The following is a 24,748-nucleotide window of genomic DNA, read 5'->3' as shown; positions in this document are numbered from 1 at the left end:
ACCGCCCGGTTTATAACCACAACCGGATGGGGCGGGGCGTATTTGACTGATCACACCGCCCGCGTCAACGCCCCCTGCGCATAAGAGGATCGATTTATGTCCGGAATGCCCGGCTTCAGCGACTGAAAAAGGCGCGCATCCGGGCAATTCCCTCATCCAGCACCTCATTCCGCTTGCAAAAAGCGAAACGCACAAATCCCTGGGGAGCATCCCTGTCATAGAAAGCCGCAACAGGGATCGCGGCGACCCCAGCCTTTTCCACGAGCAAACGGCAGAATGCCATGTCATCGGCCTCAAATCCCAGACCACGATAATCGGCGATCAGGAAATAGCTGCCCTGTATGGGCATGACGTCAAATCCGATTGCGGTCAGACCAGCATGCAGCCGGTCCCGCTTCTGTCTCAGACTGTCTGACAGTTCGGCAAAATAGCTGTCAGGCGCATTCAGCCCCACTGCCACGGCACGCTGAAGATTGGGGGCGATCGCGAATACCAGATTCTGGTGCACCCGCATCACGACCGACACCAGCGATTTCGGCCCGGTCACATAACCAACCCTCCAGCCGGTCAGGCTGAAGGTCTTGCCAGCACTGCCGATGCGAAGGCAGCGGTCGGACATGCCCGGCAGGGTGCGCAAGGGAATATGACGCGATGGCGCATACACCAGATGCTCATACACCTCGTCACAGATCGCATAGGCATCATGAGCCTCCACGAGTTCCGCAATCAGTGCCAACTCATCGGGCCCGAAAACCTTGCCGCACGGATTCATCGGCGTATTCAGCAGGATCGCCTTGGTTTTAGGACCGAATGCCTCCCGCAACGCCTGCTCCGGCAGTGACCAGTCCGGGGCCTCCAGCCTGACGATGCGGGGGACCGCGCCAATCATGCGAATGATCGGCAGATATGTATCGAACAGCGGCTCGAACAGGATGATCTCATCTCCCTGATCGAGCAGCGCCATCAGGCTGACAGCCAGAGCCTCGCTGGCGCCCGCCGTCACCAGCACCTCCGAATCGGGATCAACGGTGATGCCGTAATGTCGCGACTCCGATGCAGCAACAGCATGCCTCAATTCAGGCACGCCAGGCATGGGCGCATACTGATTGCGTCCGTCCAGCAATGCCTCTGCCGCAGCACGGACGATAAAATCCGGCCCTTCCGTATCGGGAAAGCCCTGCCCGAGATTGACTGCATTATGCCTGGCCGCCAGTGCCGACATAACGGTGAATACAGTGGTTTCAAGGGAGGACATCAAGGCATTCAATGGCTTCACGGCACGGCTCCTGTCTGTGCGCAGACTATGCGCGGCAGGCGAATGGTCGGCAATCACCCGCAACTGACTGGTAAAGAGACAGGTCACATATCGTCAGAGACCATCATATGCCTTGCAAACAGGCAGCTACCGCCCAATGATCAGGCGTCATAGACTGCACAATAATAAAGCATCTCGATATATCACGCCAAAATCGTGCCGAGTTGCCGGTTGGCATGATGCATGCAAATCTGTTTCCCGAAGCATGCCTTCCGATTTCGGCAAGGCGGATAAATGTGGTAGAATAAGGCCGGCCGGAAGTGGGTCGGCACGAAGCCGTGTGGAAACGCGAATGAAAAAAATCGAAGCCGTTATCAAACCTTTCAAGCTGGACGAAGTGAAGGAAGCCCTTCATGAAGTCGGCCTGCAGGGTATCACGGTAATGGAAGCGAAAGGCTTCGGGCGGCAGAAAGGCCATACCGAGCTGTATCGCGGCGCTGAATACGTCGTCGATTTCCTGCCAAAGGTGAAAATCGAGGTGGTCTGCGAAGATGATCAGGTTGAACGCGCGGTGGAGGCAATCGTCAATGCTGCCCGCACCGGCCGTATCGGCGATGGCAAGATTTTCGTGACCCCTGTTGAGGATGTCATCCGGATCAGAACCGGTGAGCGTGGCGCGGCAGCGGTCTGATCCCGGCCACGTTGCCTGCCGGTTAATTTTTCACCATAGCCTGGCGTTTTACAGAGGTTTGTGACGTGTTTGCCCGCGTCAAACCCGCAAAACCCGGTTATGGCTGTCTCAAGCATGCGTTCGGCCCTATGGCCGGGGCATGTAATTCAGAAGCCTAATCTAACAGAGGAACAGGGCGAGTATGTCGGAAAAAGACTCGACGCCGGACAGCGTCTCTCGCGTGATGGACATGATCAGGGAAAACGCGGTCGAATATGTCGACCTGCGTTTCACCGATCCCCGCGGCAAGTGGCAGCACACTGCTCAGCATATCTCCACCGTGAACGAAGATTCGTTCCGCGACGGTTTCATGTTCGACGGCTCCTCCATTGCCGGCTGGAAAGCCATCAATGAAAGCGACATGGTGCTGATGCCGGACCCGGAAACGGCCGTCATGGACCCGTTCGCCGCCAAACCGTCCCTGATCCTGTTCTGCGACATCATCGAGCCGAGCACCGGCCAGTTCTACGCCCGTGACCCTCGCGCCACCGCGAAGCTGGCTGAACAGTATGTCCGTACCTCCGGCGTGGCCGACACGGTCTCAATCGGTGCGGAAGCCGAATTCTTCATCTTCGACAGCGTGCGCTTCGGCACCGGCGGCAATTTCGGCACCTTCCAGCTGGACAGCGTTGAAGGCCCCGGCTCCAGCATGAAGGACTATCCGGAAGGCAATATGGGCCACCGTCCGGGCGTCAAGGGCGGCTATTTCCCGGTTCCGCCGGTCGATGGTGAAAGCGATCTGCGCGCCGAGATGCTGTCCGCCATGGGCGAGATGGGTCTGGTGATCGAAAAGCACCACCACGAAGTGGCGCAGTCCCAGCATGAGCTTGGCACCAAGTTCAACACGCTGACCCGCATGGCCGACGACATGCAGATCTATAAATACTGCGTGCACAATACGGCCCATAGCTACGGCAAGACGGCAACCTTCATGCCGAAGCCGATCTATGGCGATAACGGCTCCGGCATGCACACCCACCTGTCGCTGTGGAAAGCAGGCAAGCCGCTCTTCGCCGGCAATGGTTATGCCGACCTGTCCGAGTTGTGTTTGTACTTCATCGGCGGAATCATCAAGCATGCCAAGGCATGCAATGCCTTCACCAACCCGTCGACGAACAGCTACAAGCGCCTGATTCCGGGCTTCGAGGCTCCGGTGCTGCTGGCCTATTCGTCCCGCAACCGCTCGGCCTCCTGCCGTATTCCGTACACCACCAGCCCGAAGGCGAAGCGCGTCGAAGTCCGGTTCCCGGATCCGGTCGCCAACCCCTACCTCGCCTACTCCGCGCTGCTGATGGCAGGCATGGACGGCATCAAGAACAAGATCCACCCGGGCGACCCGATGGACAAGGATCTGTACGATCTGCCGCCGGAAGAACTGAAAGACATCCCGACCGTCTGCGGCTCGCTGCGTGAAGCGCTGCAGGCTCTGGAAGCCGATCACGAATTCCTGCTCCAGGGCGACGTGTTCTCCAAGGATCAGATCGAGAGCTATATCGAACTGAAATGGAAGGAAGTGTACCGCTTCGAACACACGCCGCACCCGGTCGAGTTCGAAATGTACTACTCCGCCTGATCGCCTGCGCGATTGGAACGAACGGGAAAAGGGAGCCAAAAGGCTCCCTTTTTTCATTATACAGCTTCATGCTGCACCACATTTCAGATGCACAGGAATTGATGACCATGACTCATCAGGACGATCAAGAACAGCGTTATCAGCGCGGGCGAAACATGCTGCACACCCTGCACGGGCAGCACGGGCTGGATACCGTCGATGGGCTTGGTGCCTTTGCCCCCGACTTTGCGCGCATGATCTACGAATTTCCGTTTGCAGATGTGTACAGCCGTCCCGGACTTGATCTGCGTTCACGCCAGATTGCGACGATCTCCGCCCTCGCGGCGATGGGCAATGCATTGCCACAACTGGAATCTCATATCGCTGCTGGCCTCCATATCGGACTGACGCGGCAGGAAATCATCGAAATCATCATGCAAATGGCTGTCTATGCAGGCTTTCCAGCCGCCATGAACGGCCTGGCAACAGCCCGGGCCGTCTTTGCGCGGCTGGATGAAGAAGCTGCTGCGGTTTAAATCCTGCCAGTCAATGCAGCCATCATCACCGCCAGACGGTCGCCAAGGCCGCGCTGCAATGGGTTGATGCTGCCGAAAACAGGCCGGCCCAGATCGCGTCTGGCCAGCACTGCGGGTAAAGCTGCCGCCATCCAGCCTCTTTCGACCCGGCCACGGCAGAGGCGCAATCTCCGCTGCCCTTCTGTTGCCAGCGCCCTCAAAGGTCCGGCAGCAAGGGTACCTGCCTCCTGCGGTGCACTGGTCAATATCTCCGGCTCCAGCCCTACCGCCTGCAATTCTGCCACAGGCACCAGAACCCGTCCCTGCGCGGCATGGGCGCAGACCCCATGCACAACCCCGGCCAGCCCATATATGGCTCCCAGACGGCGCAGGCGCACCTGTTCCTCCTTGCCTGCCCCCAGGATCTGCCCGGCCAGTACCGCCACCTGCCCGGCTGTCTGCTCCAGGTAATGCCATAGCGTCAGGGAATCAGGGAAAGTGTCCTCCGTATCGGCTTCCCGCGCCTCGATCAGGGCCAGCAGCCCTTCCCGGTCGAGTTGCCCCGCCTTCAGCGCTGCCCCCAGCGGAGTCGCCAGTTCGTGGCGTTTCTCCGCGCCCTCGACCACCTCCCGCCACCATTGCAGACGGATCAGCGCGACAATCGGCGTGCTGGCCACCTCCCTTGCCCGAACCAGTTCATGGTTCAAAGCGTATAGAAGCATGAGGCTTTCACGCCTGTCCGGTGCGGCGAACAAGGACGCGAAAAAACGATCCGGATCATGCCGCCTGACAATATGGGCAGCAGGGCTCAGAACGGGTTCGTTCAGTGACGGGGACATGAAAGACCTGTCTTTCTGTCGCCTGTGTCCTTGACGGCGGAAAGCGGCAACAATAGCTCTGGCTCGACCATCAGAGACACAAAACGGAGACTCTGGACATGGCTTTTGAACTTCCCTCCCTGCCTTATTCGCTGAATGCCCTCGCGGCCAACGGCATGTCGCAGGAAACACTCGAACTGCACCATGGCAAGCATCATCAGGCCTATGTGACCGCCCTGAACGGTTTCGTCGAGAAAAACCCGGAGTTGCAGGGCAAATCTCTCGAAGAGATCATCAAGGCCACCTATAACAGGGCCGATGTCGCTCCGGTGTTCAACAATGCCGGCCAGCATTGGAACCATATCGTATTCTGGCAGAATCTGAGCCCGAATGGTGGTCGGATTCCCACTCGACTCGAACAGAAGATCGCCGCGGATTTCGGCAGCGTGGACACCTTCAAGGAACAGTTCAAGACCGCCGCCACCACCCAGTTCGGCTCCGGCTGGGCCTGGCTGGTGCTGGGGTCCGACGGCAAGCTGAAAGTGACCAAAAGCCCGAACGGCGTGAACCCTGTCGCCACCGATGAGGGCAAGGTTCTGCTGGCGCTGGATGTGTGGGAGCACAGCTACTACGTCGATTTCCGCAACCGCCGCCCGGACTACGTCCAGAACTATCTGGACAAGCTGGCCAATTACGAATTCGCCGAAGCCCAGCTGGGCTGAGCGCGATCAGGCATCGCCAGACGGAAAAGGGCCGGTCTCACGACCGGCCCTTTTTGTATCCGGACCCTGACGCCCAGGCTCAGCCGAGCGCCTTTTTCAGCGCCTCGTTGACCAGAGCGGGATTCCCCTTGCCCTGCATGGCCTTCATCACCTGACCGACGAAGAAGCCGAACAGCTTGTCCTTGCCGGAGCGATATTCCGCCAGCTTGTCAGGATTGGCCGCCAGAACCTGCGCCACCGCCGTATCAATGGCCCCTGTATCAGTCACCTGACGCAGACCACGGGCTTCGACGATATCGGCTGGGTGCTCGCCGGTTTCGGCCATGGCCTCGAACACTTCCTTGGCGATACGGCCATTGATGGTGTTATCGGCCAGCAGATCGAGCAGACCGCCCAGCGCCTCCGCTGAAATCGGGCTGTCGGTGATACTGCGCCCGGTGCGATTCAACACAGCGAACAGATCGCCGGTGATGTAATTCGCCGCCAGACGGGCATCACGCCCCTTTGCCACTGTCTCGAAGAAACTGGCGCTGGCCTGCTCCGCCACCAACACGCCCGCATCATACGGGGTCAGCCCGTATTCAGAGATGAATCGCGCCCGCTTTTCATCCGGCAGCTCCGGGAGGGAGGCTTTCAGCCCCTCGATCCAGTCCTCATCCAGAACCAGCGGCAGCAAATCAGGATCGGGGAAATAGCGGTAATCATGCGCGTCTTCCTTGCTGCGCATGGACCGGGTCTCGCCGCGTGACGGATCGAACAGGCGGGTTTCCTGATCGACCTCTCCCCCTTCTTCCCAGAGCGCGATCTGACGCTTCGCCTCGGCCTCGATCGCCTGCATCACATAGCGGATCGAGTTGACGTTCTTGATTTCGCAGCGGGTGCGGAACGGCTCCCCGGCGCGGCGCACCGACACATTCACGTCAGCGCGCATGGAGCCTTCCTCCATATTGCCGTCACAGGTGCCAAGGTAACGCAGAATCGTCCGCAATTTGCGCAGATAGGCACCCGCCTCTTCCGGGCTGCGCATATCCGGCTCACTGACGATCTCCATCAGCGCAACGCCCGAACGGTTCAGGTCGATAAAGCTGCGGGTCGGGTCCTGATCATGCAGGGATTTCCCGGCATCCTGCTCCAGATGCAGCCGTGTCACGCCGATCTGGCGTGTGGAGCCATCCTGCAACTCGATCTCGATCGTGCCGGAGCCGACAATCGGATGCGCGAACTGGCTGATCTGATAACCCTGCGGCAGATCAGCGTAGAAATAGTTTTTCCGGTCGAAACGGCTGACCGGATTGATATGCGCCTTCAGGCCCAGCCCGGTGCGGACCGCCTGAGCGACACATTCCCTGTTCAGCACAGGCAGCATACCAGGCAGAGCGGCATCCACCAGACTGACCTGCGAGTTCGGCTCCGCACCGAACGCCGTTGCCGCACCGCTGAACAGCTTGGACTGGCTGATGACCTGGGCATGGACCTCCAGCCCGATCACCAGTTCCCATGCGCCGGTTGCGCCCTCAATCGTGTAGCTCATCTCGTTTCAGGCTCCAGCATTCAGGGTATCAGCGCGCAAAGCGGGGCGATGAGTGAAGGCAGCCGCCTGCTCCAGCGCGGCCGAGACGGCAAAGACCGTTTCCTCATCGAAAGCCCGGCCGATGATCTGCAAACCGAGCGGCAGACCGGTTGCGCTCAACCCGGCAGGAATGGACATGGCGGGCAGTCCGGCCAGATTGATCGGCACAGTGAACACGTCGTTCAGATACATCGCCACCGGATCGTCGATGGTCTCACCCTGCGCGAAAGCGGCACTCGGCGCGGTCGGGGTCAGCAGCGCATCGACCGAGCGGAAAGCCTCCGCAAAATCCCGGGCGATCAGAGCACGCACCTTCTGCGCCTTCAGATAATAGGCATCGTAATACCCGGCCGAGAGCACATACGTGCCGACCATGATGCGGCGCTTCACCTCGGCACCGAATCCTTCAGCCCGGCTGCGCTCATAGAGATCATTCAGATCCCTGTTATCGCTGGAGCGATGGCCGAACCGCACACCGTCATAACGCGCGAGATTCGAGGACGCCTCCGCCGGCGCAATGATGTAGTAGGCTGCCAGAGCATGCTTTGTATGCGGCAGGCTGACATCCACCACTTCGGCCCCGGCGGCACGGAGCATGGCGGCGCCGTTCTGCCAGAGCGTGCGGATTTCCTCGCTCATGCCATCGGCGACATATTCGCGCGGCAGGCCGATCCGCAACCCTTTGACACCGCGCTGACAGGCGGCCTCGAAATCCGGCACCTCGCGCATGGCGCTGGTGCTGTCACGCGGATCATGTCCGGCCATGGAGCGCAGCAGGATCGCATTATCCCGCACCGTACGCGCAAACGGACCAGCCTGATCCAGCGAGGATGCGTAGGCCACAATCCCCCAACGGCTGCACCGCCCGTAGGTCGGCTTGATCCCGGCAATGCCGCAATAGCTGGCAGGCTGACGGATCGAGCCACCCGTATCTGTTCCGGTCGCCCCCAGCGCCAGATGCGCGGCCACTGCCGCGGCAGAACCGCCGGAAGAACCACCCGGCACCAGCACCGCATCGTCGCCATGGCGCTTCCACGGATTTTCCACCGGACCATAGGCGGAGGTCAGGTTGGCCGACCCCATCGCGAATTCATCCAGATTGGCCTTGCCGAGGATCACAGCCCCGTCACGCAGCATCCGCTCCGTCACCGCGCTTTCGTAAGGCGGCACGAAATTGTCCAGAATGCGGCTGCCTGCCGTCGTGCGAATACCCTCGGAGCAGAACATATCCTTGCTGGCAACCGGAATACCTGCCAGCGCCCCGGCCTCACCGGAGGCAAGGGCGCGGTCGGCAGCATCAGCCTGCGCACGCGCCTGATCCGGCGTCACGGTGATATAGGCGTTGAGACGAGGATTGAGGGCCTCGATCGCGCCGAGATGCGCGTCGGTCAGCTCCCGCGCCGAAAAACGTTTTGCGCGCAGCCCGTCCCGGGCCTCCGCAATGGTCAGATCGGTCAGCGCGCTCATTATTCCACCACCTTCGGCACGGCAAAAAACGGTCCGGCACGGTCCGGCGCATTGGCCAGAACCTTTTCCGACAGATCGCCTTCCGTCACCACATCATCCCTCATCGGCGCGACGGCCAGGCTGGTCTCGCCATCCGCCTGTATATCCGCCGGGCCTGTCATCGGCGCGATTCCATCCACCGCGCTGACATCCACCGCTTCCAGTTGGTCGACCCAACCAAGAATTGCGTTCAATTCGCCTTGCAGCGCACCCAGATCAGCCTCATCCACATGAATGCGTGCCAGCCGGGCGATGCGCCGGACGACGCCGGTGTCCAATGCCATTTGATCGAAACCCTGTTCTTCCCAGAAGCAGCGGACCATAACGGTGCGCATGTCCCTGTTCAACGTGCCCGATCTGCAAAGCCGACTCTCCCGCAATCAAAGGCTGCTCGGAATCGACCCCGGCAGCCGGATTATCGGCATCGCGCTGTCCGATGTCCTGCTGGGGATCGCCAGCCCGTACGGTTCGATCAGACGCGGCAGGCTCCGCATCAATGCAGAGGAAATCGCCGCGATCGCCCGCAAGGAAGAAGCAGGCGGAATGATCATCGGCCTGCCTTTGTCGATGGATGGCAGTTTCGGGCCGGCGGCTCAGGCAGCACGGGACTGGGCCATTGCGCTTTCCAACGCCACCGGCCTGCCGGCGGCCCTGTGGGATGAGCGCGAAACCAGCAGCAGGGTGCATCAGCTTCTGATCGGTTCCGCCGATCTCGGCCGTAAAAGAAGGGCGGCCGTAGTGGACAAAATGGCCGCCGCCGTGATGCTGCAATCGGCGCTGGACGCGTTGCCGCCTATTTCTCACGCTGCGTCGGATCACACGCAGCCGCCGTAACCCGCGCCAGAACCAGCATACGCCGGGCTGCGACTCCGGCGCCGGCCACATCGCCCGCAACGTGGCGCAACAATGGATGGGTTCCCAGCGCCTGCAAGGCCGCATTCAGCGCCACATCCGTCGTCACGACCGCCGCCGCCGAAAGCGTCACCCGCCGTAATAAGGCCAGCGTGCCAAGCAGGCCAGGCCGCATCCCGTGCAGTGCCGCCACCTGCCGCACCAGCCGCACGCCGCGCCATGCCACAAAAAAACCGTCCAGCGCAGGTGACGGAATCGCGGCCGTCGCGCTGAACACCTGCACCGCCGCAGCGCGGGCCAGCGCATCGCTCTCCTCTCGCAACGCCGCGACTGGGCCCGCCCGCAGCAGGGAGGCAATGGCGGCAGAAGAATTTGCTTCCTCGATGGCAGGCAGAACCTCCGCCCCATGACGCGCATGGCGCGACCAACGGCGTGCCGCTTGCCGTGCTGCATCGACATCCTTGCCCAAAATCGCCGCCCGCTCCTGATCAACCGCCTTCAGGGCCAATAAGCCGCGCGCCTCCCGCCAGAACCCTGTCCCCAGCAGACCGAAACCGGCGAGCGAAACCGCCAGACTGACCCCGCCCAGCCACGTGCTGCGTGCGAACTGATCCATCACGAAACCGATCGCCAGCAGGGCCGCAAACCCCACTCCAAGCAGCCCCGCTCCGGACGCCATCAGCGTCAGTGTGCCGAGACCACGTCCGGGATTGAGCGGAATGGATGGCAATGCCTGTTCCAGACGCTCGGCGGGAAGGTGATCTGTCTCCACACGCGGTGCGATGAAGGGTGGAGTCTCGGGCTCCACGAAAACAGATTCCTTCAATCGCGCAGAGGAGGAACCAGAGGCAGGAGGCTCCCCCTCTGTTTCCACACGTGGCGCAATGATGGGCGCAATAATGGGACGGGGCGTGACAGGATCACTCACAGCACATCCTCCAGCAGCCATGCGAGGAGCGTATCGAGACCAAGATGTGGAATGCCAGCCCGCCCACCGGCAGGCAGGCGCATCGGCTCAAAATCCGGCGGGGCCAGAAAACGGTGCGCCCAGAATGAAGGCTCCGGCGGCCGGTCAGGCACCTCACCCGGATAGGAGCGGGTGAGGCGATCACTGCCGGTCAGCCGACCGCGCACAGCGGAGACAGGATGGCCATCCAGCGTCCACACGAAATCCTCCGTGCAGCGGACCGAGGCCATGGCGAAGGCACGGGTGCGCCCCTCACGTGCCGTTTCCTGTCGGAACCGCTCCGGAACACTATCCGTCAGCAAGCCCATCAGCGCCGCCAGATTGCCGCGTTGCCGCTCCGCGACGTGATCCGCCTTGCTGGCGACAAACGCTGCACGCGTGATCGCACCGGGCAGCAGGGCCGAGCGCAGCCATTCCGGCAGAACCCGTCCGGCCTCACGCAGCAGCGGGATGGAATCGGTCCAGCCTCCGCGCCACCGCAACGCCGAAGCCACCGCTCCCAGCGCAGAAGCCGCATCCGCATAAGCATCCGGTCCGGCATGAAGCGCCGATAGCAGATCAGCCATCACCACAAGCCGATCCACACGACCAAAGGAAGGAGCCATCAGCTCATCCCTGATCGCCTGACGATAGCGGTCATAACGCCCGTTCAGCAGTCCCCCCAGCCCGCCACGGGCAAGGCTGGGGAAAAATCCCATCCATGGCGGCTCCAATCCCGGCGGAGGCATCAACATCCGTCCCGGCTGAAGAAAGGACAGGCCCTGCGCCCGCAGGCGATGGAGCATGGTGCGATACAGGCGCGCACCCTCCTCCGCAATCGCCTCATCTGCGGGGGCGGAAGCCGGAAGCGCCTTGACGAAACCCAGAAATCCGGCGGCCTCCGCCTGCCCTTCCAGACGCGCCAGCACCGCGTTGGACCATTCCGCATAGTCCTGCCCCAGCATCGGCAGATCCAGCAGCCACTCGCCGGGATAATCAAGACATTCGAGGCGGATACGACGCTCCGGCAGCACCGAGGCCAGACCGGAGCGACTGATCGTCAGATCAAGCGCGAGCATGGAAACAGTATCGGTCCGCTCCGGCCATGCAGGCGGGTCCGCTGCAAGAGATGCCATGTGCGCGGCATAATCAAATCTGGGGATGCTCTCCGTCCCGGATGGGGCGATGGCCACACTCAGGGCACGGTCTTGCAGCGCAGTCTGCAAGGCGGGCAGCGTCACAAGCCCGGCCCCCTGCGCCAGAAGATTGGCCGCCACAGATGTCAGAAAGGCGGTCTTGCCGGAACGGGCCAGTCCAGTGACGCCGATCCGCACCACGGACCTGCCACCCAGAGCCGGACCGGCAATATCATCCCAGCCCGGAAGCCTGAAACCGGACAGCGCCATACCGATTATTCCGGCTCAGGGCCGCTCGATCAGTTCGATTTTATAGCCGTCCGGATCCTCGACAAACGCAATCACAGTCGTACCACCTTTCACCGGACCGGCCTCCCGCGTGACACGACCACCGCCCTGCCGGATCGCCTCACATGCAGCCGCGACATCAGGAACGCCGATGGCGATGTGGCCATATCCTGTTCCGAGATCATAGCCTTCATCCTGACCCCAATTATAGGTCAGCTCCAGACTGCCATCATCCGGCGTTGCTCCATACCCTACGAAAACCAGCGTGTAGCGTCCGGTTTCGTTCTCACTACGGCGCAGAACCTTCATCCCCAGCAATTCCGTGTAAAAACGAACGCTGGCATCGAGATTGCGGACACGGACCATCGTATGAAGCATGCGGCCCTTCAGCATGAGCGTCTCCTGTTCAGGCAATGTCCGGTTTAAACGCAGCAGGATCGATTCCGATCAGAAAAAGACCACCTTCATCCGCCAGACGCACCATCTCCGCCTGGGCCGTCAGGATCGTGCCTCCCGCCTCGAACGCAATGCCGCGCAGCCCGGCCTCAATGGCTGCCCGTACCGTGCGCGGGCCGAGGGTCGGCAGATCGGCCCTGCGATCCTGACCGGGTTTCACCAGCTTGACCAGAACACCACCCGGTCCCGGCCGGGCAACCGTCGCACTGCGGGCCAACATCGCATCGGTGCCTTCAATGGCCTCGACCGCCAGAGCAATCCCCTGCTGCACCACGCAGCCCTGTCCGACATCCACCGCCCCAAGCGCCTGCACCACCGCGATTCCACGGGCAATATCCCCACGGGCCGCCTCATCAGGCACTGCGCTGGTCATCACACCGGCCGGCCCGACAATATCGGTCAGCACATCATGAGCACCAATGACCTGAAAGCCTTCCTCGGCCAGCACCCGCACCACCGCCGCCAGCAATCCATCATCCCCGGCAAAGGCAGCCTTGCCGATCCGCGCCAGAATGCGTGCCCCTTCCGCATCGGGGCGCAATTGCAGGATAGAGGGACGCTTGACTGGCCCGACCAGCACCAGATCGCGGCATCCAGCCTGTTTCAACAGGGACAGAATACGTCCGGCCGCTCCGACACGAACAAAAGCATGAGGATAAGGACCAACGACAGCAGGCTCGGCATAGCCTTCCACGGCGATGATGAAAACATCTCGACCGGCCCGCATCGCAGCAGCAGCGACACGTCCCGGCAGATCACCACTTCCTGCAATAATGCCGAGCGCAGGCGGCGCATCCAGCGCCACCTTCATATTCGGCATAGAAGAACCAGCCATGAGACCTCCTTCAAGACCAGCCTCAGTGACATGGGACATACTGGATCAGGCTGGTTCAGCCCCGTCATCACGCACGCCATTACGGATCAGGCCGCGATGGCTGGGAGCCGCGATGAATGCCAGCATCTCCGTGATCAGACGATCCTCGCCATATTCCGCGGCAACGCGCTGCACGCGCTCCTGAAACACCCCGTCATCGGCCGAGGTATCACGATAAAGGATGCGGAACGCTGCGCGCAGACGGTGAATTTCGGAGCGATCATAGCCCCGGCGCTTCAGGCCGACGATATTCAGCCCGGCCAGCCATGCGCGATTACCCATCACCATGCCGAACGGGATCACATCACGCTCAACACCAGAAACACCGCCCACCCAGGCACAACGACCGATGCGGACGAACTGATGGATCGCCGCGGCCCCCATAATGCCGGCATGGTCACCAATGGTCACATGCCCGCCCATCACCACATTATTGGCGATGATGACGTTGTTACCAACTTCGCAATCATGCGCGACATGCGCCACTGCCATCAGCAGGCAGTCAGAACCGACTTTGGTAAGACCGGTGCCCGTAACCGTGCCACGGTGAATAGTGCAATGTTCACGAATCTGGGTGCGGGCACCGATTTCGGTACGGGTCGGCTCTCCACGGTATTTCAGATCCTGAGGAGCCAGACCGACAGAGCAGAACGGCCAGAGCGTTGCACCCTCCCCGATCACCGTATGACCATCCACAACCACATGGGATACGAGGGTCACACCATCTGCCAGCTCTACATCCGGTCCCACGGTGCAGAATGGCCCGATACTGACCCCTGCCCCGATTTTGGCCGAGGGGGATATGATCGCAGTGGGGTGAATCGTGGAATGGATCACTGGGGGCTTCAACTCGGTCACTGGCTTCATCACGCCCCGGCCTGCTGGGCCGGAGAAGGCCGCAGGATCATGGCTGCAAAACTGGCCTCCGCAACGATCTGCCCATCCACACGGGCTGTGCCACGGAATTTCCAGACATTGCCACGATGCTGCAAGCGCTCGCACTCAATCCGCAACTGGTCCCCCGGTACTACCGGGCGGCGGAATTTCGCGCCCTCGATAGACATGAAATAAACAACGCGCCCTTCAGCATCCGTCCCCAGCGCATCGACCACCAGCACCGCTGCCGTCTGCGCCATGCTCTCGATGATCAGCACCCCAGGCATCACCGGATGATTGGGGAAATGTCCGGCAAAATGGCTTTCGCTGGCCGTGACATTCTTGATGCCGACGCCACGCTCGCCACGGACAATGTCGATCACCCGATCAACCAGAAGGAAAGGGTAGCGGTGCGGGATCATCTTCATGATACCCGCAATGTCGATAATAGTCCGGCCTTCGCCGGTTTCCGGCTGGTTCTCGGAAGTTACGCTCTGGTCCATCAGCCTCAATTCCCTGGCACGTCTTGTGCCTTATCTGCGGGCAAGCCGCCGTAACGTCGCAATCTGGCGAAAGAAATCCTTTACCGGCTGAGCCGGAGACCCCATGATCTCGGCCCCAGCCGGGACATCAGCCATCACCCCCGCCTGCGCACCGATACGCGCACCGGAGCCGATCTTCAAATGTCCGATCAGTCCAGCCTGCCCTGCCAGAACCACATGATCACCCAATGTCGTCGAGCCGGAGATGCCAACCTGGGCTACGATCACACAGGCCCGTCCCATCCGGACGTTATGGGCGATCATCACCAGATTATCGAGGCGTGACCCAGCACCGATCACCGTGTCATGCATGGAACCACGGTCGATGGTGCTGTTCGCCCCAACCTCGACATCGTTTTCAAGTATGACGCGGCCAAGCTGCGGCACGGTCACGAACCCTTGCGGAGACGGCGCAAAGCCAAACCCGTCCTGCCCGATCCGCACGCCGGGATAGACATAGACCCGATCGCCCAGAATGGCATGGCTCAGACTGGCATGGGAGCCGATGCGGCAACCACGTCCCATCCTGACGCCTGCCCCGATCACCGCATGCGCGGCAATACGGCAATCCGGGCCGATCTCCACCCCTGCTTCAATCACCGCGAGCGGCCCGATCTGGGCAGAGGGATCAATGCACGCAGTTTCATCCACCACGGCGGAGGGATGAACACCTGGCTGCGCCGGCGGCAGAGGATAAAACAATGCTGCAACCCGGGCCCATGCCAGATAAGGCTCCGGCACCACCAGAGCAATCACACCGGCAGGCACCCGATCAAGCATATCCGCCTTAATGATCACGGCCCCGGCACGAGTCTGCTCCAGCGCATCGGCATAGCGCCGGTTATCCAGAAAGCTGACCTCGGAAGGCCCGGCGATCTGAAGCGGAGCCACCCCCGTCAGGGACAACGTGCAGCCAGAGGGGATAGAGGCGCCTACTGCCTCGGCCACCGCTGCGATGTCATACGGACCGCTCCGCGTAAAAAACCGCGGATCACCGACGACTGCCTGCACGCTCATGATATCCTTACTTCTTTGCCGGAGGCTTGGCTGAGGGCTGGGCCGAAGCAGGCGGAGCCTGATTGGTCTTCTTCGCTGGTTCAGACGGATCGGCTGCATTCACCTTCACGGCTGCATCCAGAACACTCTTTGGCAACTTCGCGTCTTCTTCAGTCGGCACCTTGCCCGGCGGCGGAATGATCACTTCCGGCAGAATCTTGTTCAGCTGGTCGATCACTTCCTTGGTGATATCGAACTCATTCACGTTCAACGCGACCTGCGCACGGTGCAGAACCAGATTCATGTTCCGGCTTTCTGCCACCTGACGGATAACCGCGATCAGGGTACGCTCGATCTGGCCAAGCGAAACCTGTGCGGCCAACTGGATGGTGCGGTTGCGGTCACGGAATTTCCGCTGGGCTTCCTGCACACGTTCCTGCAACGCACGCTCACGGTTGCGTAGCTGATCGACTGACAGCTTGCCACGATCCGCCTGGATCTGCTGCTGCATCTGTCGCCAAACCTGCTGTTCCTTCTGCGCATCAGCCGCCAGTTCGTTGCGGCGCCCCCCGATCACCCGCTCCACCTGCTGGGCAGCGGTCGAGCCACGCATGACTTCCGGCACACCCAGAACACCGACAATTGCAGCGGGGGGCTGAGTGCCCTTGGTCAGCTTGGGAAGCTCCGGCACCGGTGGCAGCGGAATCTGCGGCAGAGGCGGTTCACCCTGCTCCTGCGGCTGCCCGGCCATCTCGTCAGAGGACGGGGGAGCCTGCACAGGAGGGGCAGCAGGACGGGCACGCGGCCCGGGTCCGGCTGCAGCGCCTTTCTGCTGTCCCGGTATAAAGTAGCCCTGCGCCCAAAGAGGAGCGGAAGGCAGGATAATCGCCGCAGCCAGCAGGGCGGAAGCGAACGTCTGACGTTTTGTTTGCACTAGAACCTCGTGCCGAAACCGAAGCGGAAAATCTGGGTCTGATCGTAGGGTCCCTTAGACACTGGGGCCGCCACGTCAAGATTGATAAGGCCGAAAGGCGTTTGCCAGGACACGCCGACACCGGCACCCACACGGATGATGCCATCATCGTTTAACTGGCCGGGACTGCCGCCCATGGAGGCCAACGCAGCAGCAGTGCGCTTATTGGCCGCCTGTGTCAGACTGCCGATATCCACGAAAGCGCGACCGGACAGGCCGAGATCGGCAGAAATCGGGAGCGGGAACCGTAGCTCCGTAGACTGGGTCACCAGCAAACGACCACCAAGGCTATCGCGGGAGACCGAGTCATGCGGACCAGCGCCACCCGACATGAAGCCGCGGAGATTGGCGCCGCCCATGAAGAAGTGGTCGATGATGCGTTCATTATCATCCGGAGAATAGAGATATCCCGCCCCGGCCGTCAGAGCGATCCCCCAAAGGTGATTGCCGGAGAAATAATCCAGCGGGATGTAATAGCTGCCGTCCAGTTTGCCACGGACATAATTCACGCCACCGCCGATACCGGCGTAATCAAGACCAAACCGGACGACAAAGCCGGTATGGGGGTTCACCACGCTGTCACGATAATCAATCGTAAAAGTCTGTCCAATCTGCGACAGCAGGGATGATCCGACCTGATCGCGAATAAAGATACTCGCATTGGTCGCCACATTATAAACAGAACGGGTGGTGATCGAGTAATCCCAGCTCTGGCGCAGATGTTCGTTGAACGCATATCCCATCCGGGCCGAAGCACCCGTCCTGCGCTCGCTATACAACGCGATACCGGTGTACCGGTTATCAAGAGAGGTGTGATACAGATCAACACCTGCGACCAGATTCCGATCCAGGAAGTAAGGATCGGTCACGTTCAAATTGGCCTGGCTCTGTGCCTGGGCGATGACGCCGCTGATACCGGCGTCAATACCTGAACCGATAAAGTTGCGTTCACGCAGACCAACGTTCAGCAATGCACCAGCCGTGGTCGAGAAACCGCCGCCAAGGGTCAGTTCACCCGTGGATTTTTCCGAGACACGCCCGTTCAGAACCACCCGGTCCGCCGTGCTGCCCGGAGACTGGGAGATATCAACCGAGTTGAAATAACCCAGATTTTCAAGCCGGGCACGGCTGCGGCGCACATTGGCGGCATTGTAGGCATCGCCTTCCGCAAGGCGGAATTCGCGACGGATGACCTTGTCCTTGGTGCGGGTATTACCGCTGATGTCGATCCGCTCGACATAGACACGCGGCCCCTCAGTCACGTCAAACACCAGATCAACGATATGAGTCTCGGGATGACGCAGGATACGAGGCTTGACCTGAACGAAGGCATATCCACGGTTCTGCACATCATCGCTGATGGCCTGAACCGATTGCTCCACCGCATCACCGTCATACCAGTGACCACTGCGCAAAGTGATATCACCCAGCAGCGTATCGCCCTTCACATGGCGCAGCTTCGATTCAACCGTAATCTTGCCGACCTTGTAGCGCTCCCCTTCATCCACGACATAGGTGATGAAAAAGGATTTGCGATCCTGCGACAGTTCCGCATGGGCGTCGCGGACCTTGAAATCGACATAGCCGTTCTGAAGGTAGAAGCGGCGAAGCAGTTCCTTGTCGTAGTTGATCCGTTCAGGATTATACGTGTCGGAACTGGACAGGAACCGCCACCAGCGCGTTTCACGGCTATCCACCACTTCCCGCAGGCGGCCTTCACTGAAGGCCTTGTTGCCGACAAAGGCGATACGGCTGATCAGCGTGGCGTCACCTTCCGTGATTTCATAAATCACATCCACACGATTATCAGGCAGACGCACAATCTTCGGCTCGACAGAAGCGGCGAACCGCCCGCTGCCCGCATAGGCGGCCAGAATGGCCTGACGGTCAGCCTGAGCCTGAAGAGGCGTGAACACAGCACGCTGGCGAAGCTGCACGATCTTGCGCAGTTGTTCATCGGTCAGCTTGTGGTTCCCCTCGAAGGCAACCCGGTTGATAATCGGGTTCTCAACGAGCTTCACGACAAGAGTATTCCCCTGGCGGTCCAGCTTCACGTCGGAAAACAGACCGGTCGCATACAGGGTCTTGAGGCTGTGATCGATTCGCTCCGGATCAAACGGGTCACCGGGCTGCACAGCCATATATGACAAAATCGTGCCGGTTTCGATCCGGTGATTACCCTCGATCTGGATTGTTTCGATCAAACCGGAACGGGAGGCAGCCTTGACCGGATAAGCCTGCCGCTTTCCTCCTGCATGGGGCGGCACAGCTCCTGATGAATTACGCCCTGTCTGCGCCATCGCGACGCGATCCAGCGCCATCGGCAACAGGCAGGTCGTGGCGAGCAACGCAGCACGATTCAATCTCAAGGCGTACCCCCTCGAACGAGTTGCCGCAGACAGGGCAACCATACAGATCATTGAGCATGGTCGGAGCACAGGCCGCCGGACCATCAGCTGGCCTAGCTACCCCAGTGCAGCGCAACACGCTATAGCGACTTGCATCACACTGTGCACATTCGGAATATTCAGCACGGACTGCGTCTTTGAGAGAACGCTCCCCATAGCTTTAGCCGATCAGATGGGAAAACCAGTGAAACAAACCCATCCGCGCCAGATCATTCCATGTCACAAAGATGAACAAGGTCGCCAGAAGCAAAAATCCCGCTTTCAGGCCATATTCCTGTGCATGGGGTGGCATCGGCCGTCCCCGGATCGCCTCGATCAGGAAAAACACGAGGTGTCCTCCATCCAGAATGGGGATCGGGAAGAGATTGATCAGGCCAAGATTAATCGACAGCAATGCCATCAGGGAAATAAGGCTTGGGACACCCAACTGCGCCACCTGCCCGGAAATCCGTGCGATAGCCAGCGGGCCACCCAACTCTTTCGCGCTGCGCTGACCGGTGATCATCTGCCAGACGCCGGAGAGGATATTCCCGGTTTCCGTCCATGTCTGTACCACACCCTGAACAATGGCCTGCCCCGGCGCCATACGCTCCACAGTCACGGCACCGGCACCGATCCCCAGAACACCGATCGTGAGGCCGTCCGTCACCTTGGCATGGGGCGTCACCGGGATGGTGATTTCCTTCCCGCCCCGCTCGACGCTCAGAACCAGACGCTGGTTCGGGTGCTCCACCACAGAATGCTGGATATCCTCGAACCGGCTGACCTGCATACCGTCAATAGCAACGATACGGTCATCATGCTGAAGTCCTGCCTCAGCTGCAGCGGATTGAGGCAGCACCTCTCCGACCACCGGCAAAGGAATCTGCCGCCCTGCCGTCATGAACAGCGCCGCAAACAGCACAATCGCCAGAAGAGCATTGGCCAGCGGTCCAGCAGCTACTACAAATGCCCGCGAACCAACTGATTTTTCAAAAAAAGCCATCCCAGGCCGAGGCGGATGCACAGGCGGGGAGCCGGCATGACCTGACTGATCTGCACCCGGATTTTCACCCGGACGCTCCATGCCGTACATCTTCACGTATCCGCCCAGCGGCAGCCAGCACAGCCGCCACTCACAGCCCCGCCGATCCCGCCATTTCACCAATGGCTTACCGAAGCCAATCGAGAAGGCTTCGATATAAATACCGCTGATCCGGGCGGCCAGATAATGGCCCATCTCGTGGACGAATACGAGCACGCCCAGAACGACAACGAAAGACAGGACAGTGCGGATGGTTTCAGACAGCATAAAAGCCTCTTTTTCGTCTCAGGCGGCGCAGGACTGCGTCAGGGATGCCGCAACCCGGCGGGCTTCTGCATCAACCGCGAACACTGCTTCCAGCGTTTCCACGGCAGGGGCGCCCAGATGCTGAAGTGTTTTATCCACTGTCTCAGCAATATCCAGGAAGCCAATGCGTTTATTCAAAAATGCATCCACTGCGATCTCATTGGCAGCCGAGTAGATCGCCGGAGCGCCTCCCCCGGCACGCAGAACTTCGCGGGCCAGACGCAGAGCGGGAAATCTGACCACATCAGGCTCCTCGAAATCGAGCCGCGACACAGCTGCCAGATCAAGGCGCCGCGCCTGTGTTTCTACCCGCCCTGGCCATGCGAGCGTATGGGCGATCGGAATCCGCATATCCGGTGATCCAAGCTGCGCCAGAACACTGCCATCCTGATAATAAACCAGCCCATGCACCACCGATTGCGGATGGACCAACACACCGATACGATCTTCAGTCAGAGAAAATAATCTTGCAGCCTCAATGATTTCCAGACCTTTATTCATCATGGTCGCGCTGTCGATGGAGATTTTGGCCCCCATCGACCAGACCGGATGTTTCAAGGCCCGTTCCGGTGTCGCTGCTTTCATCTCCTCAAGGCTCGCGGTCCGGAAAGGCCCGCCGGATGCCGTCAAGACGATCTTGTCCAGTCGTGTGATGTTGCCATCAGCCAGCGCCTGAAAAATTGCATTATGCTCGGAATCAACCGGCAGCAAGGTTGCTCCAGCCTGCTCGACCGCACGCAACATTACATCGCCCGCACAGACCAGCGCCTCCTTATTGGCCAGAGCAACGCTCCGGCCGCGCCTGATGGCTTCCAGTGTCGGTGGCAATCCGGCAGCACCTGTGATCGCCGCCATGGTCCAGTCAGCCTCCAGCGCAGCGGCCTCGACCACCGCATCAGGACCGCAGCCACTGGCAATACCACTGCCTGCCAGACGCTCCTTCAACACCGGATAGGAATCCTGATCGGCAATCACGGCCAGCTCCGCCCCCAGCGCCAGCGCCTGATCCGCCAGCAAAGCGGCATTTTTTCCGCCCACCAACGCTTTCACCTGATAGCGACGGCGATCCCCCAGCAACTCAATGGTTTGTGTTCCAATGCTGCCGGTACTACCAAGAATGGTGATCGAGCGCGGACCTGCCGCCTCATCGACCTGATCTTTCAGACCCGGAACCACTGCCCGTCTGGTTATTGCCACACTGCCACTCCTCGCCCCAACAACGCCGCCAGCACAGCCACCACTGGCGCCGCCGTCAGCAACCCATCCAGACGGTCCAGAAGACCACCATGACCCGGAATCAGTGTTCCGGAATCTTTGACTCCAAAACGGCGTTTCAAGCCGCTCTCCAGAAGATCGCCACCCTGTGACACCACCGCGATCAGACAGGCAACCCAGAGCGCGCCGATAGCAGGCCCGGAATGCAGCACCGGCGCAATGGCCAGCCCCGTCCCCATCGCAGCCACAACGCCACCAACAGCACCGCTCCATGTCTTGCCGGGTGATATGGAGGGAGCGAGCTTTGCTCCCCCGATCAGACGTCCCGCAAGATAGGCTCCAATATCGCTGGCCCAGACGCTGATGACCAGAAACAGAACATTGGCCCTGCCCACCACCGGGTCGTAGCGCAGCCAGATCAGCGTCAACAGGCATGCCCCCAGATAAGGCACCCCCGCACCAAGCGTCAGCGGATGCCGTGCCGCCCTGCCCAGCCACACGATCAAAGCCCCGCCTATCAGCAGGACGATCAGACCGGTAACGACGTGATGAGCAACAGCAATTCCTCCACCCAGCAGGATGAAGAGGGGAACACCACTGCCCGGCCAGGCTCGCTCCTTCGCCCCGCAGAGCCGGACCCACTCAAGGGAGATGCCAAGAGCGGCAATACCCATCAGCACTGCCCAGAACAGCCTGCCTTCATACAGACAGGCCAAGGCAAGCGGGGCCATAACTGCCGCCGACAGCAAACGCAGGCGCAAATCACGCCATTTTCCAGACGACGATGAGGCCGCATTCGTCGCCTGCCCGGTCATCTTGTCCCCTCATAGCTCATAAGGTGCTGGTGCTCATAGCGGACGGGCACCGAAGCGCCTTTCGCGTCGACCAAACTCGGCCAGGGCCTCCTGAAAATGCACGGACGCAAAATCCGGCCACAGCACATCCATAAATACCAGCTCGGCATAGGCTGCCTGCCAGAGCAGGAAATTGGACAACCGCCTTTCCCCGCTGGTCCGGATGATCAGATCAGGATCGGGCATACCTGCCGTGGAGAGAAAGGAGGAAAACAATGCCTCATCAAGCGCTTCCGGCACCATATGACCTGCCGCCAGAGCCTCTGCCGCGCTGCGTACGGCATTGATAATCTCTGCCCGGGCACCATAAGACAGCGCAATCACCAGATTAAGGACGGTATTATCGGCCGTCCGTCTTTCTGCCTGCGCCAGATCGTTCTGAATATCCTGCGAAAACCGGCAGCGGTCCCCAATAATGTGCAGGCGAACTCCGTTTTCCGCCAGTTCGTTAATTTCGCTGCGAATATAATGACGCAATAGCCCGGTCAGGTCAGTGACCTCCCCCGCTGGACGCCGCCAGTTCTCACTGGAAAACGCATAGAGCGTCAGCCAGCCGATGCGGGCCTCAATCGCGGCCTGCACCACCCGGCGCACAGCCTGCGCACCCGCCCGATGGCCGGCAATGCGCGGCAGTCCACGGGCAGCAGCCCAACGGCCATTTCCGTCCATGATGATGCCAATATGCACCGGTAAAGGCGCAGCACCATCCGCCAGCACGCTTGCCTCCATCGTCGAGGCAGGCGCGAGATCAGGCGCATGAACGGTTTTTTTCTGGAAGATCAATGAAGGATGCCCTGAAACAGACCCGTCAGACCTGACGGATATCTTTTTCTTTTTCGACCAACGCGTCATCCACACGCTTGATGTACTGATCGGTCAGCTTCTGAACCTCATCAGACCAGGTTTTGGCCTCATCCTCGCCGATCTCGCTCTTTTTCTCATGCCCCTTGATCTGATCCATGCCATCCCGACGCACGGCGCGGATCGCGACACGGGTGCTCTCGGCATAGCGCCCGGCCGCTTTTGCCAACTCGTTACGACGCTCTTCCGTCAGCATGGGCAGTGGCACGCGGATCAGCTGACCCTCCGTCTGGGGATTGAGGCCCAACCCACAATCGCGGATCGCCTTTTCAACCGAGCTGACCAGAGATCGATCCCAGACCTGTACTGTCAGCATCCGGCTTTCCGGCACGCCGATATTGCCGACCTGTGTCAGCGGAACCTCGCTGCCATAAGCATCGACCCGCACCGGCTCCAGCAGGGCCGGGCTGGCGCGACCGGCGCGAAGCCCGGCAAATTCACGGCGCAATGTTTCCAGTGCCCCATCCATACGACGGGTCAGATCCTGCTTCAGCGTATTGAGATCGGCGGCCATGGTCGCTTCCTCTTTCATTCTGGGCCTTTTTCTGACCGGTATGACCGGCCAAAAGTCAGGCGATGGAGCCGGTAGGTGGTTTTACTGAGTTTCCACGATCCGCGTGAAACGGCCTTCACCACGGATGACGCGTCCGAAAGCCCCGGTTTCGTGGATATTGAACACGATGATCGGAAGATGATTTTCGCGACTGAGGCTGATCGCCGCTGCATCCATCACTGACAGGTCACGGCTCAGTACATCCAGATAGGTCAGTTCGCTGTACCGCTCCGCATCCGGGTTTTTACGCGGATCAGCAGCATAGACACCATCGACCTGCGTTCCTTTCAGCAGGGCGTTACAGCCCATCTCGGCAGCCCGCAAAGCCGCTGCCGTATCGGTGGTGAAAAACGGATTGCCGGTTCCGGCAGCGAAAATGACCACCCGGCCTTTTTCCATGTGTCGCTGGGCACGGCGGCGGACATAAGGCTCACAAACGCTGGACATTGGAATGGCCGACTGAACCCGGGTCGGCACGTTCAGCTTTTCCAGCGCTGCCTGCATGGCCAGCGCATTCATGACCGTTGCCAGCATGCCGATATAATCACCCTGGGCACGATCCATGCCGCTGGCTGCGGCAGAGACGCCGCGGAAAATATTGCCACCGCCAATCACCAGACAGACTTCAACACCGAATGCCACGACATCGGCAATGTCGTTGGCAATGGTCTGCACCATCGTCTTGTCCAGCCCGTATTCGCGGCTGCCCATCAGCGCCTCCCCCGACACTTTCAGGAGGACGCGTTTATAAACTGGCTGTTCCGTCATGTCTGTTCCATCCACCGGCGGGGCGAACCTAAAGCGTGGCAGCCCGACGTGAAAGCATCATCACAGGCAAATTCGGCTTTTTCTGGCCGAACTTCATTTCTTTCCGGTCGCCTGCCTGTCCACTTTGCCAACAGACAGGCAGATAAAGGCAC

Annotated in this window: 25 protein-coding genes; 5 read left to right on the top strand and 20 right to left on the bottom strand. The window is 60.4% G+C overall.

What is annotated here, in order from left to right; genetic code table 11:
- Positions 1-115: 115 nt before the first annotated feature.
- Positions 116-1,276 carry an aminotransferase gene (locus tag GbCGDNIH8_RS05110; RefSeq protein WP_072572339.1) on the bottom strand — a complete coding sequence of 387 codons (1,161 nt, stop codon included), beginning with the start codon at positions 1,274-1,276 and terminating at the stop codon, positions 116-118.
- 331 nt (positions 1,277-1,607) lie between these two features.
- On the opposite strand from GbCGDNIH8_RS05110, the gene GbCGDNIH8_RS05105 reads away from it, so the two are divergent.
- From GbCGDNIH8_RS05105 to GbCGDNIH8_RS05095, 3 genes are all read left to right on the top strand, one after another.
- Positions 1,608-1,946, top strand: coding sequence for a P-II family nitrogen regulator (locus GbCGDNIH8_RS05105; protein WP_025286451.1), 339 nt, complete (start codon positions 1,608-1,610; stop codon positions 1,944-1,946).
- A gap of 181 nt (positions 1,947-2,127) precedes the next feature.
- Positions 2,128-3,558 carry a type I glutamate--ammonia ligase gene (gene glnA, locus GbCGDNIH8_RS05100; protein ID WP_072563055.1) on the top strand — a complete coding sequence of 477 codons (1,431 nt, stop codon included), beginning with the start codon at positions 2,128-2,130 and terminating at the stop codon, positions 3,556-3,558.
- 107 nt (positions 3,559-3,665) lie between these two features.
- Positions 3,666-4,073 carry a carboxymuconolactone decarboxylase family protein gene (locus GbCGDNIH8_RS05095; protein ID WP_072573657.1) on the top strand — a complete coding sequence of 136 codons (408 nt, stop codon included), beginning with the start codon at positions 3,666-3,668 and terminating at the stop codon, positions 4,071-4,073.
- On the opposite strand, the gene GbCGDNIH8_RS05090 is transcribed toward GbCGDNIH8_RS05095, so the two are convergent.
- A complete protein-coding gene (locus tag GbCGDNIH8_RS05090) occupies positions 4,070-4,891 on the bottom strand; it encodes a squalene/phytoene synthase family protein (RefSeq protein WP_072572338.1) in 822 nt (273 codons plus the stop codon). The genes GbCGDNIH8_RS05095 and GbCGDNIH8_RS05090 overlap by 4 nt on opposite strands.
- Before the next feature lie 98 nt (positions 4,892-4,989).
- On the opposite strand from GbCGDNIH8_RS05090, the gene GbCGDNIH8_RS05085 reads away from it, so the two are divergent.
- Positions 4,990-5,592, top strand: a complete 603-nt coding sequence (locus tag GbCGDNIH8_RS05085) for a superoxide dismutase (protein ID WP_072572337.1) — start codon at positions 4,990-4,992, stop codon at positions 5,590-5,592.
- A 79-nt stretch (positions 5,593-5,671) separates the two neighbouring features.
- Here GbCGDNIH8_RS05085 and gatB read toward each other — a convergent pair whose 3' ends face one another.
- The 3 genes from gatB to gatC are packed head-to-tail and all read right to left on the bottom strand — an operon-like array spanning position 5,672 to position 8,952.
- Positions 5,672-7,123 carry an Asp-tRNA(Asn)/Glu-tRNA(Gln) amidotransferase subunit GatB gene (gene gatB, locus GbCGDNIH8_RS05080; RefSeq protein WP_072572336.1) on the bottom strand — a complete coding sequence of 484 codons (1,452 nt, stop codon included), beginning with the start codon at positions 7,121-7,123 and terminating at the stop codon, positions 5,672-5,674.
- A 6-nt stretch (positions 7,124-7,129) separates the two neighbouring features.
- Positions 7,130-8,629, bottom strand: coding sequence for an Asp-tRNA(Asn)/Glu-tRNA(Gln) amidotransferase subunit GatA (gatA, locus tag GbCGDNIH8_RS05075; RefSeq protein WP_072572335.1), 1,500 nt, complete (start codon positions 8,627-8,629; stop codon positions 7,130-7,132).
- On the bottom strand, positions 8,629-8,952 hold the full coding sequence (gatC, locus tag GbCGDNIH8_RS05070) for an Asp-tRNA(Asn)/Glu-tRNA(Gln) amidotransferase subunit GatC (RefSeq protein ID WP_072573656.1): 324 nt from the start codon (positions 8,950-8,952) through the stop codon (positions 8,629-8,631). Before gatC ends, gatA begins: the two co-directional genes overlap by 1 nt.
- Positions 8,953-9,001: 49 nt before the next feature.
- Here gatC and ruvX point away from each other — a divergent pair, with 49 nt between their 5' ends.
- Positions 9,002-9,502: a Holliday junction resolvase RuvX gene (gene ruvX, locus GbCGDNIH8_RS05065; protein WP_072572334.1), complete on the top strand. Its 501-nt coding sequence runs from the start codon at positions 9,002-9,004 to the stop codon at positions 9,500-9,502.
- Here ruvX and GbCGDNIH8_RS05060 read toward each other — a convergent pair.
- The 15 genes from GbCGDNIH8_RS05060 to pyrH all read right to left on the bottom strand — a co-directional run bounded on the left by GbCGDNIH8_RS05060 (position 9,462) and on the right by pyrH (position 24,596).
- Positions 9,462-10,448, bottom strand: coding sequence for a DUF697 domain-containing protein (locus GbCGDNIH8_RS05060; protein WP_072572333.1), 987 nt, complete (start codon positions 10,446-10,448; stop codon positions 9,462-9,464). The genes ruvX and GbCGDNIH8_RS05060 overlap by 41 nt on opposite strands.
- A complete protein-coding gene (locus GbCGDNIH8_RS05055; protein WP_072572332.1) occupies positions 10,445-11,872 on the bottom strand; it encodes a YcjX family GTP-binding protein in 1,428 nt (475 codons plus the stop codon). Before GbCGDNIH8_RS05055 ends, GbCGDNIH8_RS05060 begins: the two co-directional genes overlap by 4 nt.
- A 15-nt stretch (positions 11,873-11,887) precedes the next feature.
- Entirely contained in the window at positions 11,888-12,283 is a 396-nt protein-coding gene (gloA, locus tag GbCGDNIH8_RS05050) for a lactoylglutathione lyase (RefSeq protein ID WP_072572331.1), read from the bottom strand.
- A 13-nt stretch (positions 12,284-12,296) separates the two neighbouring features.
- The gene (locus tag GbCGDNIH8_RS05045; protein WP_172822899.1) at positions 12,297-13,181 is read right to left on the bottom strand and encodes an LpxI family protein; all 885 of its coding nucleotides are present in this window, start codon (positions 13,179-13,181) and stop codon (positions 12,297-12,299) included.
- Between the two features lie 45 nt (positions 13,182-13,226).
- Positions 13,227-14,087 carry an acyl-ACP--UDP-N-acetylglucosamine O-acyltransferase gene (gene lpxA / locus GbCGDNIH8_RS05040; protein ID WP_072572330.1) on the bottom strand — a complete coding sequence of 287 codons (861 nt, stop codon included), beginning with the start codon at positions 14,085-14,087 and terminating at the stop codon, positions 13,227-13,229.
- The gene (fabZ, locus tag GbCGDNIH8_RS05035; protein ID WP_072572329.1) at positions 14,087-14,599 is read right to left on the bottom strand and encodes a 3-hydroxyacyl-ACP dehydratase FabZ; all 513 of its coding nucleotides are present in this window, start codon (positions 14,597-14,599) and stop codon (positions 14,087-14,089) included. The genes lpxA and fabZ overlap by 1 nt, the downstream gene beginning before the upstream one ends.
- 30 nt (positions 14,600-14,629) lie before the next feature.
- A complete protein-coding gene (gene lpxD / locus GbCGDNIH8_RS05030) occupies positions 14,630-15,655 on the bottom strand; it encodes a UDP-3-O-(3-hydroxymyristoyl)glucosamine N-acyltransferase (RefSeq protein WP_072572328.1) in 1,026 nt (341 codons plus the stop codon).
- Positions 15,656-15,662: 7 nt separating this feature from the next.
- Positions 15,663-16,568, bottom strand: a complete 906-nt coding sequence (locus tag GbCGDNIH8_RS05025; RefSeq protein ID WP_072572327.1) for an OmpH/Skp family outer membrane protein — start codon at positions 16,566-16,568, stop codon at positions 15,663-15,665.
- A complete protein-coding gene (gene bamA / locus GbCGDNIH8_RS05020) occupies positions 16,568-18,976 on the bottom strand; it encodes an outer membrane protein assembly factor BamA (protein ID WP_367593393.1) in 2,409 nt (802 codons plus the stop codon). The genes GbCGDNIH8_RS05025 and bamA overlap by 1 nt, the downstream gene beginning before the upstream one ends.
- 199 nt (positions 18,977-19,175) lie before the next feature.
- On the bottom strand, positions 19,176-20,306 hold the full coding sequence (rseP, locus tag GbCGDNIH8_RS05015) for an RIP metalloprotease RseP (RefSeq protein WP_172822898.1): 1,131 nt from the start codon (positions 20,304-20,306) through the stop codon (positions 19,176-19,178).
- Positions 20,307-20,324: 18 nt separating this feature from the next.
- Positions 20,325-21,536, bottom strand: a complete 1,212-nt coding sequence (gene dxr / locus GbCGDNIH8_RS05010; RefSeq protein WP_253736156.1) for a 1-deoxy-D-xylulose-5-phosphate reductoisomerase — start codon at positions 21,534-21,536, stop codon at positions 20,325-20,327.
- Positions 21,533-22,375, bottom strand: coding sequence for a phosphatidate cytidylyltransferase (locus tag GbCGDNIH8_RS05005; RefSeq protein ID WP_072572326.1), 843 nt, complete (start codon positions 22,373-22,375; stop codon positions 21,533-21,535). The genes dxr and GbCGDNIH8_RS05005 overlap by 4 nt, the downstream gene beginning before the upstream one ends.
- Before the next feature lie 33 nt (positions 22,376-22,408).
- Positions 22,409-23,143: a polyprenyl diphosphate synthase gene (gene uppS, locus GbCGDNIH8_RS05000; protein ID WP_072573651.1), complete on the bottom strand. Its 735-nt coding sequence runs from the start codon at positions 23,141-23,143 to the stop codon at positions 22,409-22,411.
- Positions 23,144-23,222: 79 nt separating this feature from the next.
- Positions 23,223-23,789 carry a ribosome recycling factor gene (gene frr / locus GbCGDNIH8_RS04995; protein WP_072573650.1) on the bottom strand — a complete coding sequence of 189 codons (567 nt, stop codon included), beginning with the start codon at positions 23,787-23,789 and terminating at the stop codon, positions 23,223-23,225.
- Between the two features lie 81 nt (positions 23,790-23,870).
- Positions 23,871-24,596, bottom strand: a complete 726-nt coding sequence (gene pyrH, locus GbCGDNIH8_RS04990; protein ID WP_072572325.1) for a UMP kinase — start codon at positions 24,594-24,596, stop codon at positions 23,871-23,873.
- Between the last annotated feature and the right edge of the window lie 152 nt (positions 24,597-24,748).

Origin of the sequence: Granulibacter bethesdensis, from assembly GCF_001889545.1 — a bacterium.
GTDB lineage: Bacteria > Pseudomonadota > Alphaproteobacteria > Acetobacterales > Acetobacteraceae > Granulibacter > Granulibacter bethesdensis_B.
This window is presented reverse-complemented; position numbering and strand designations above follow the sequence as displayed.

What these genes read in the sequence shown, in the direction of transcription:
- gatA (WP_072572335.1), bottom strand. Translation starts at nt 8,629, where the DNA reads ATGAGCGCGCTGACCGATCTGACCATTGCGGAGGCCCGGGACGGGCTG.
- GbCGDNIH8_RS05005 (WP_072572326.1), bottom strand. Translation starts at nt 22,375, where the DNA reads ATGACCGGGCAGGCGACGAATGCGGCCTCATCGTCGTCTGGAAAATGG.
- ruvX (WP_072572334.1), top strand. Translation starts at nt 9,002, where the DNA reads ATGTCCCTGTTCAACGTGCCCGATCTGCAAAGCCGACTCTCCCGCAAT.
- gatB (WP_072572336.1), bottom strand. Translation starts at nt 7,123, where the DNA reads ATGAGCTACACGATTGAGGGCGCAACCGGCGCATGGGAACTGGTGATC.
- rseP (WP_172822898.1), bottom strand. Translation starts at nt 20,306, where the DNA reads ATGCTGTCTGAAACCATCCGCACTGTCCTGTCTTTCGTTGTCGTTCTG.
- lpxD (WP_072572328.1), bottom strand. Translation starts at nt 15,655, where the DNA reads ATGAGCGTGCAGGCAGTCGTCGGTGATCCGCGGTTTTTTACGCGGAGC.
- uppS (WP_072573651.1), bottom strand. Translation starts at nt 23,143, where the DNA reads ATGGAGGCAAGCGTGCTGGCGGATGGTGCTGCGCCTTTACCGGTGCAT.
- GbCGDNIH8_RS05055 (WP_072572332.1), bottom strand. Translation starts at nt 11,872, where the DNA reads ATGGCGCTGTCCGGTTTCAGGCTTCCGGGCTGGGATGATATTGCCGGT.
- pyrH (WP_072572325.1), bottom strand. Translation starts at nt 24,596, where the DNA reads ATGACGGAACAGCCAGTTTATAAACGCGTCCTCCTGAAAGTGTCGGGG.
- GbCGDNIH8_RS05090 (WP_072572338.1), bottom strand. Translation starts at nt 4,891, where the DNA reads ATGTCCCCGTCACTGAACGAACCCGTTCTGAGCCCTGCTGCCCATATT.
- GbCGDNIH8_RS05085 (WP_072572337.1), top strand. Translation starts at nt 4,990, where the DNA reads ATGGCTTTTGAACTTCCCTCCCTGCCTTATTCGCTGAATGCCCTCGCG.
- fabZ (WP_072572329.1), bottom strand. Translation starts at nt 14,599, where the DNA reads ATGGACCAGAGCGTAACTTCCGAGAACCAGCCGGAAACCGGCGAAGGC.
- GbCGDNIH8_RS05095 (WP_072573657.1), top strand. Translation starts at nt 3,666, where the DNA reads ATGACTCATCAGGACGATCAAGAACAGCGTTATCAGCGCGGGCGAAAC.
- gatC (WP_072573656.1), bottom strand. Translation starts at nt 8,952, where the DNA reads ATGGCATTGGACACCGGCGTCGTCCGGCGCATCGCCCGGCTGGCACGC.
- GbCGDNIH8_RS05105 (WP_025286451.1), top strand. Translation starts at nt 1,608, where the DNA reads ATGAAAAAAATCGAAGCCGTTATCAAACCTTTCAAGCTGGACGAAGTG.
- gloA (WP_072572331.1), bottom strand. Translation starts at nt 12,283, where the DNA reads ATGCTGAAGGGCCGCATGCTTCATACGATGGTCCGTGTCCGCAATCTC.
- GbCGDNIH8_RS05045 (WP_172822899.1), bottom strand. Translation starts at nt 13,181, where the DNA reads ATGGCTGGTTCTTCTATGCCGAATATGAAGGTGGCGCTGGATGCGCCG.
- frr (WP_072573650.1), bottom strand. Translation starts at nt 23,789, where the DNA reads ATGGCCGCCGATCTCAATACGCTGAAGCAGGATCTGACCCGTCGTATG.
- lpxA (WP_072572330.1), bottom strand. Translation starts at nt 14,087, where the DNA reads ATGAAGCCAGTGACCGAGTTGAAGCCCCCAGTGATCCATTCCACGATT.
- glnA (WP_072563055.1), top strand. Translation starts at nt 2,128, where the DNA reads ATGTCGGAAAAAGACTCGACGCCGGACAGCGTCTCTCGCGTGATGGAC.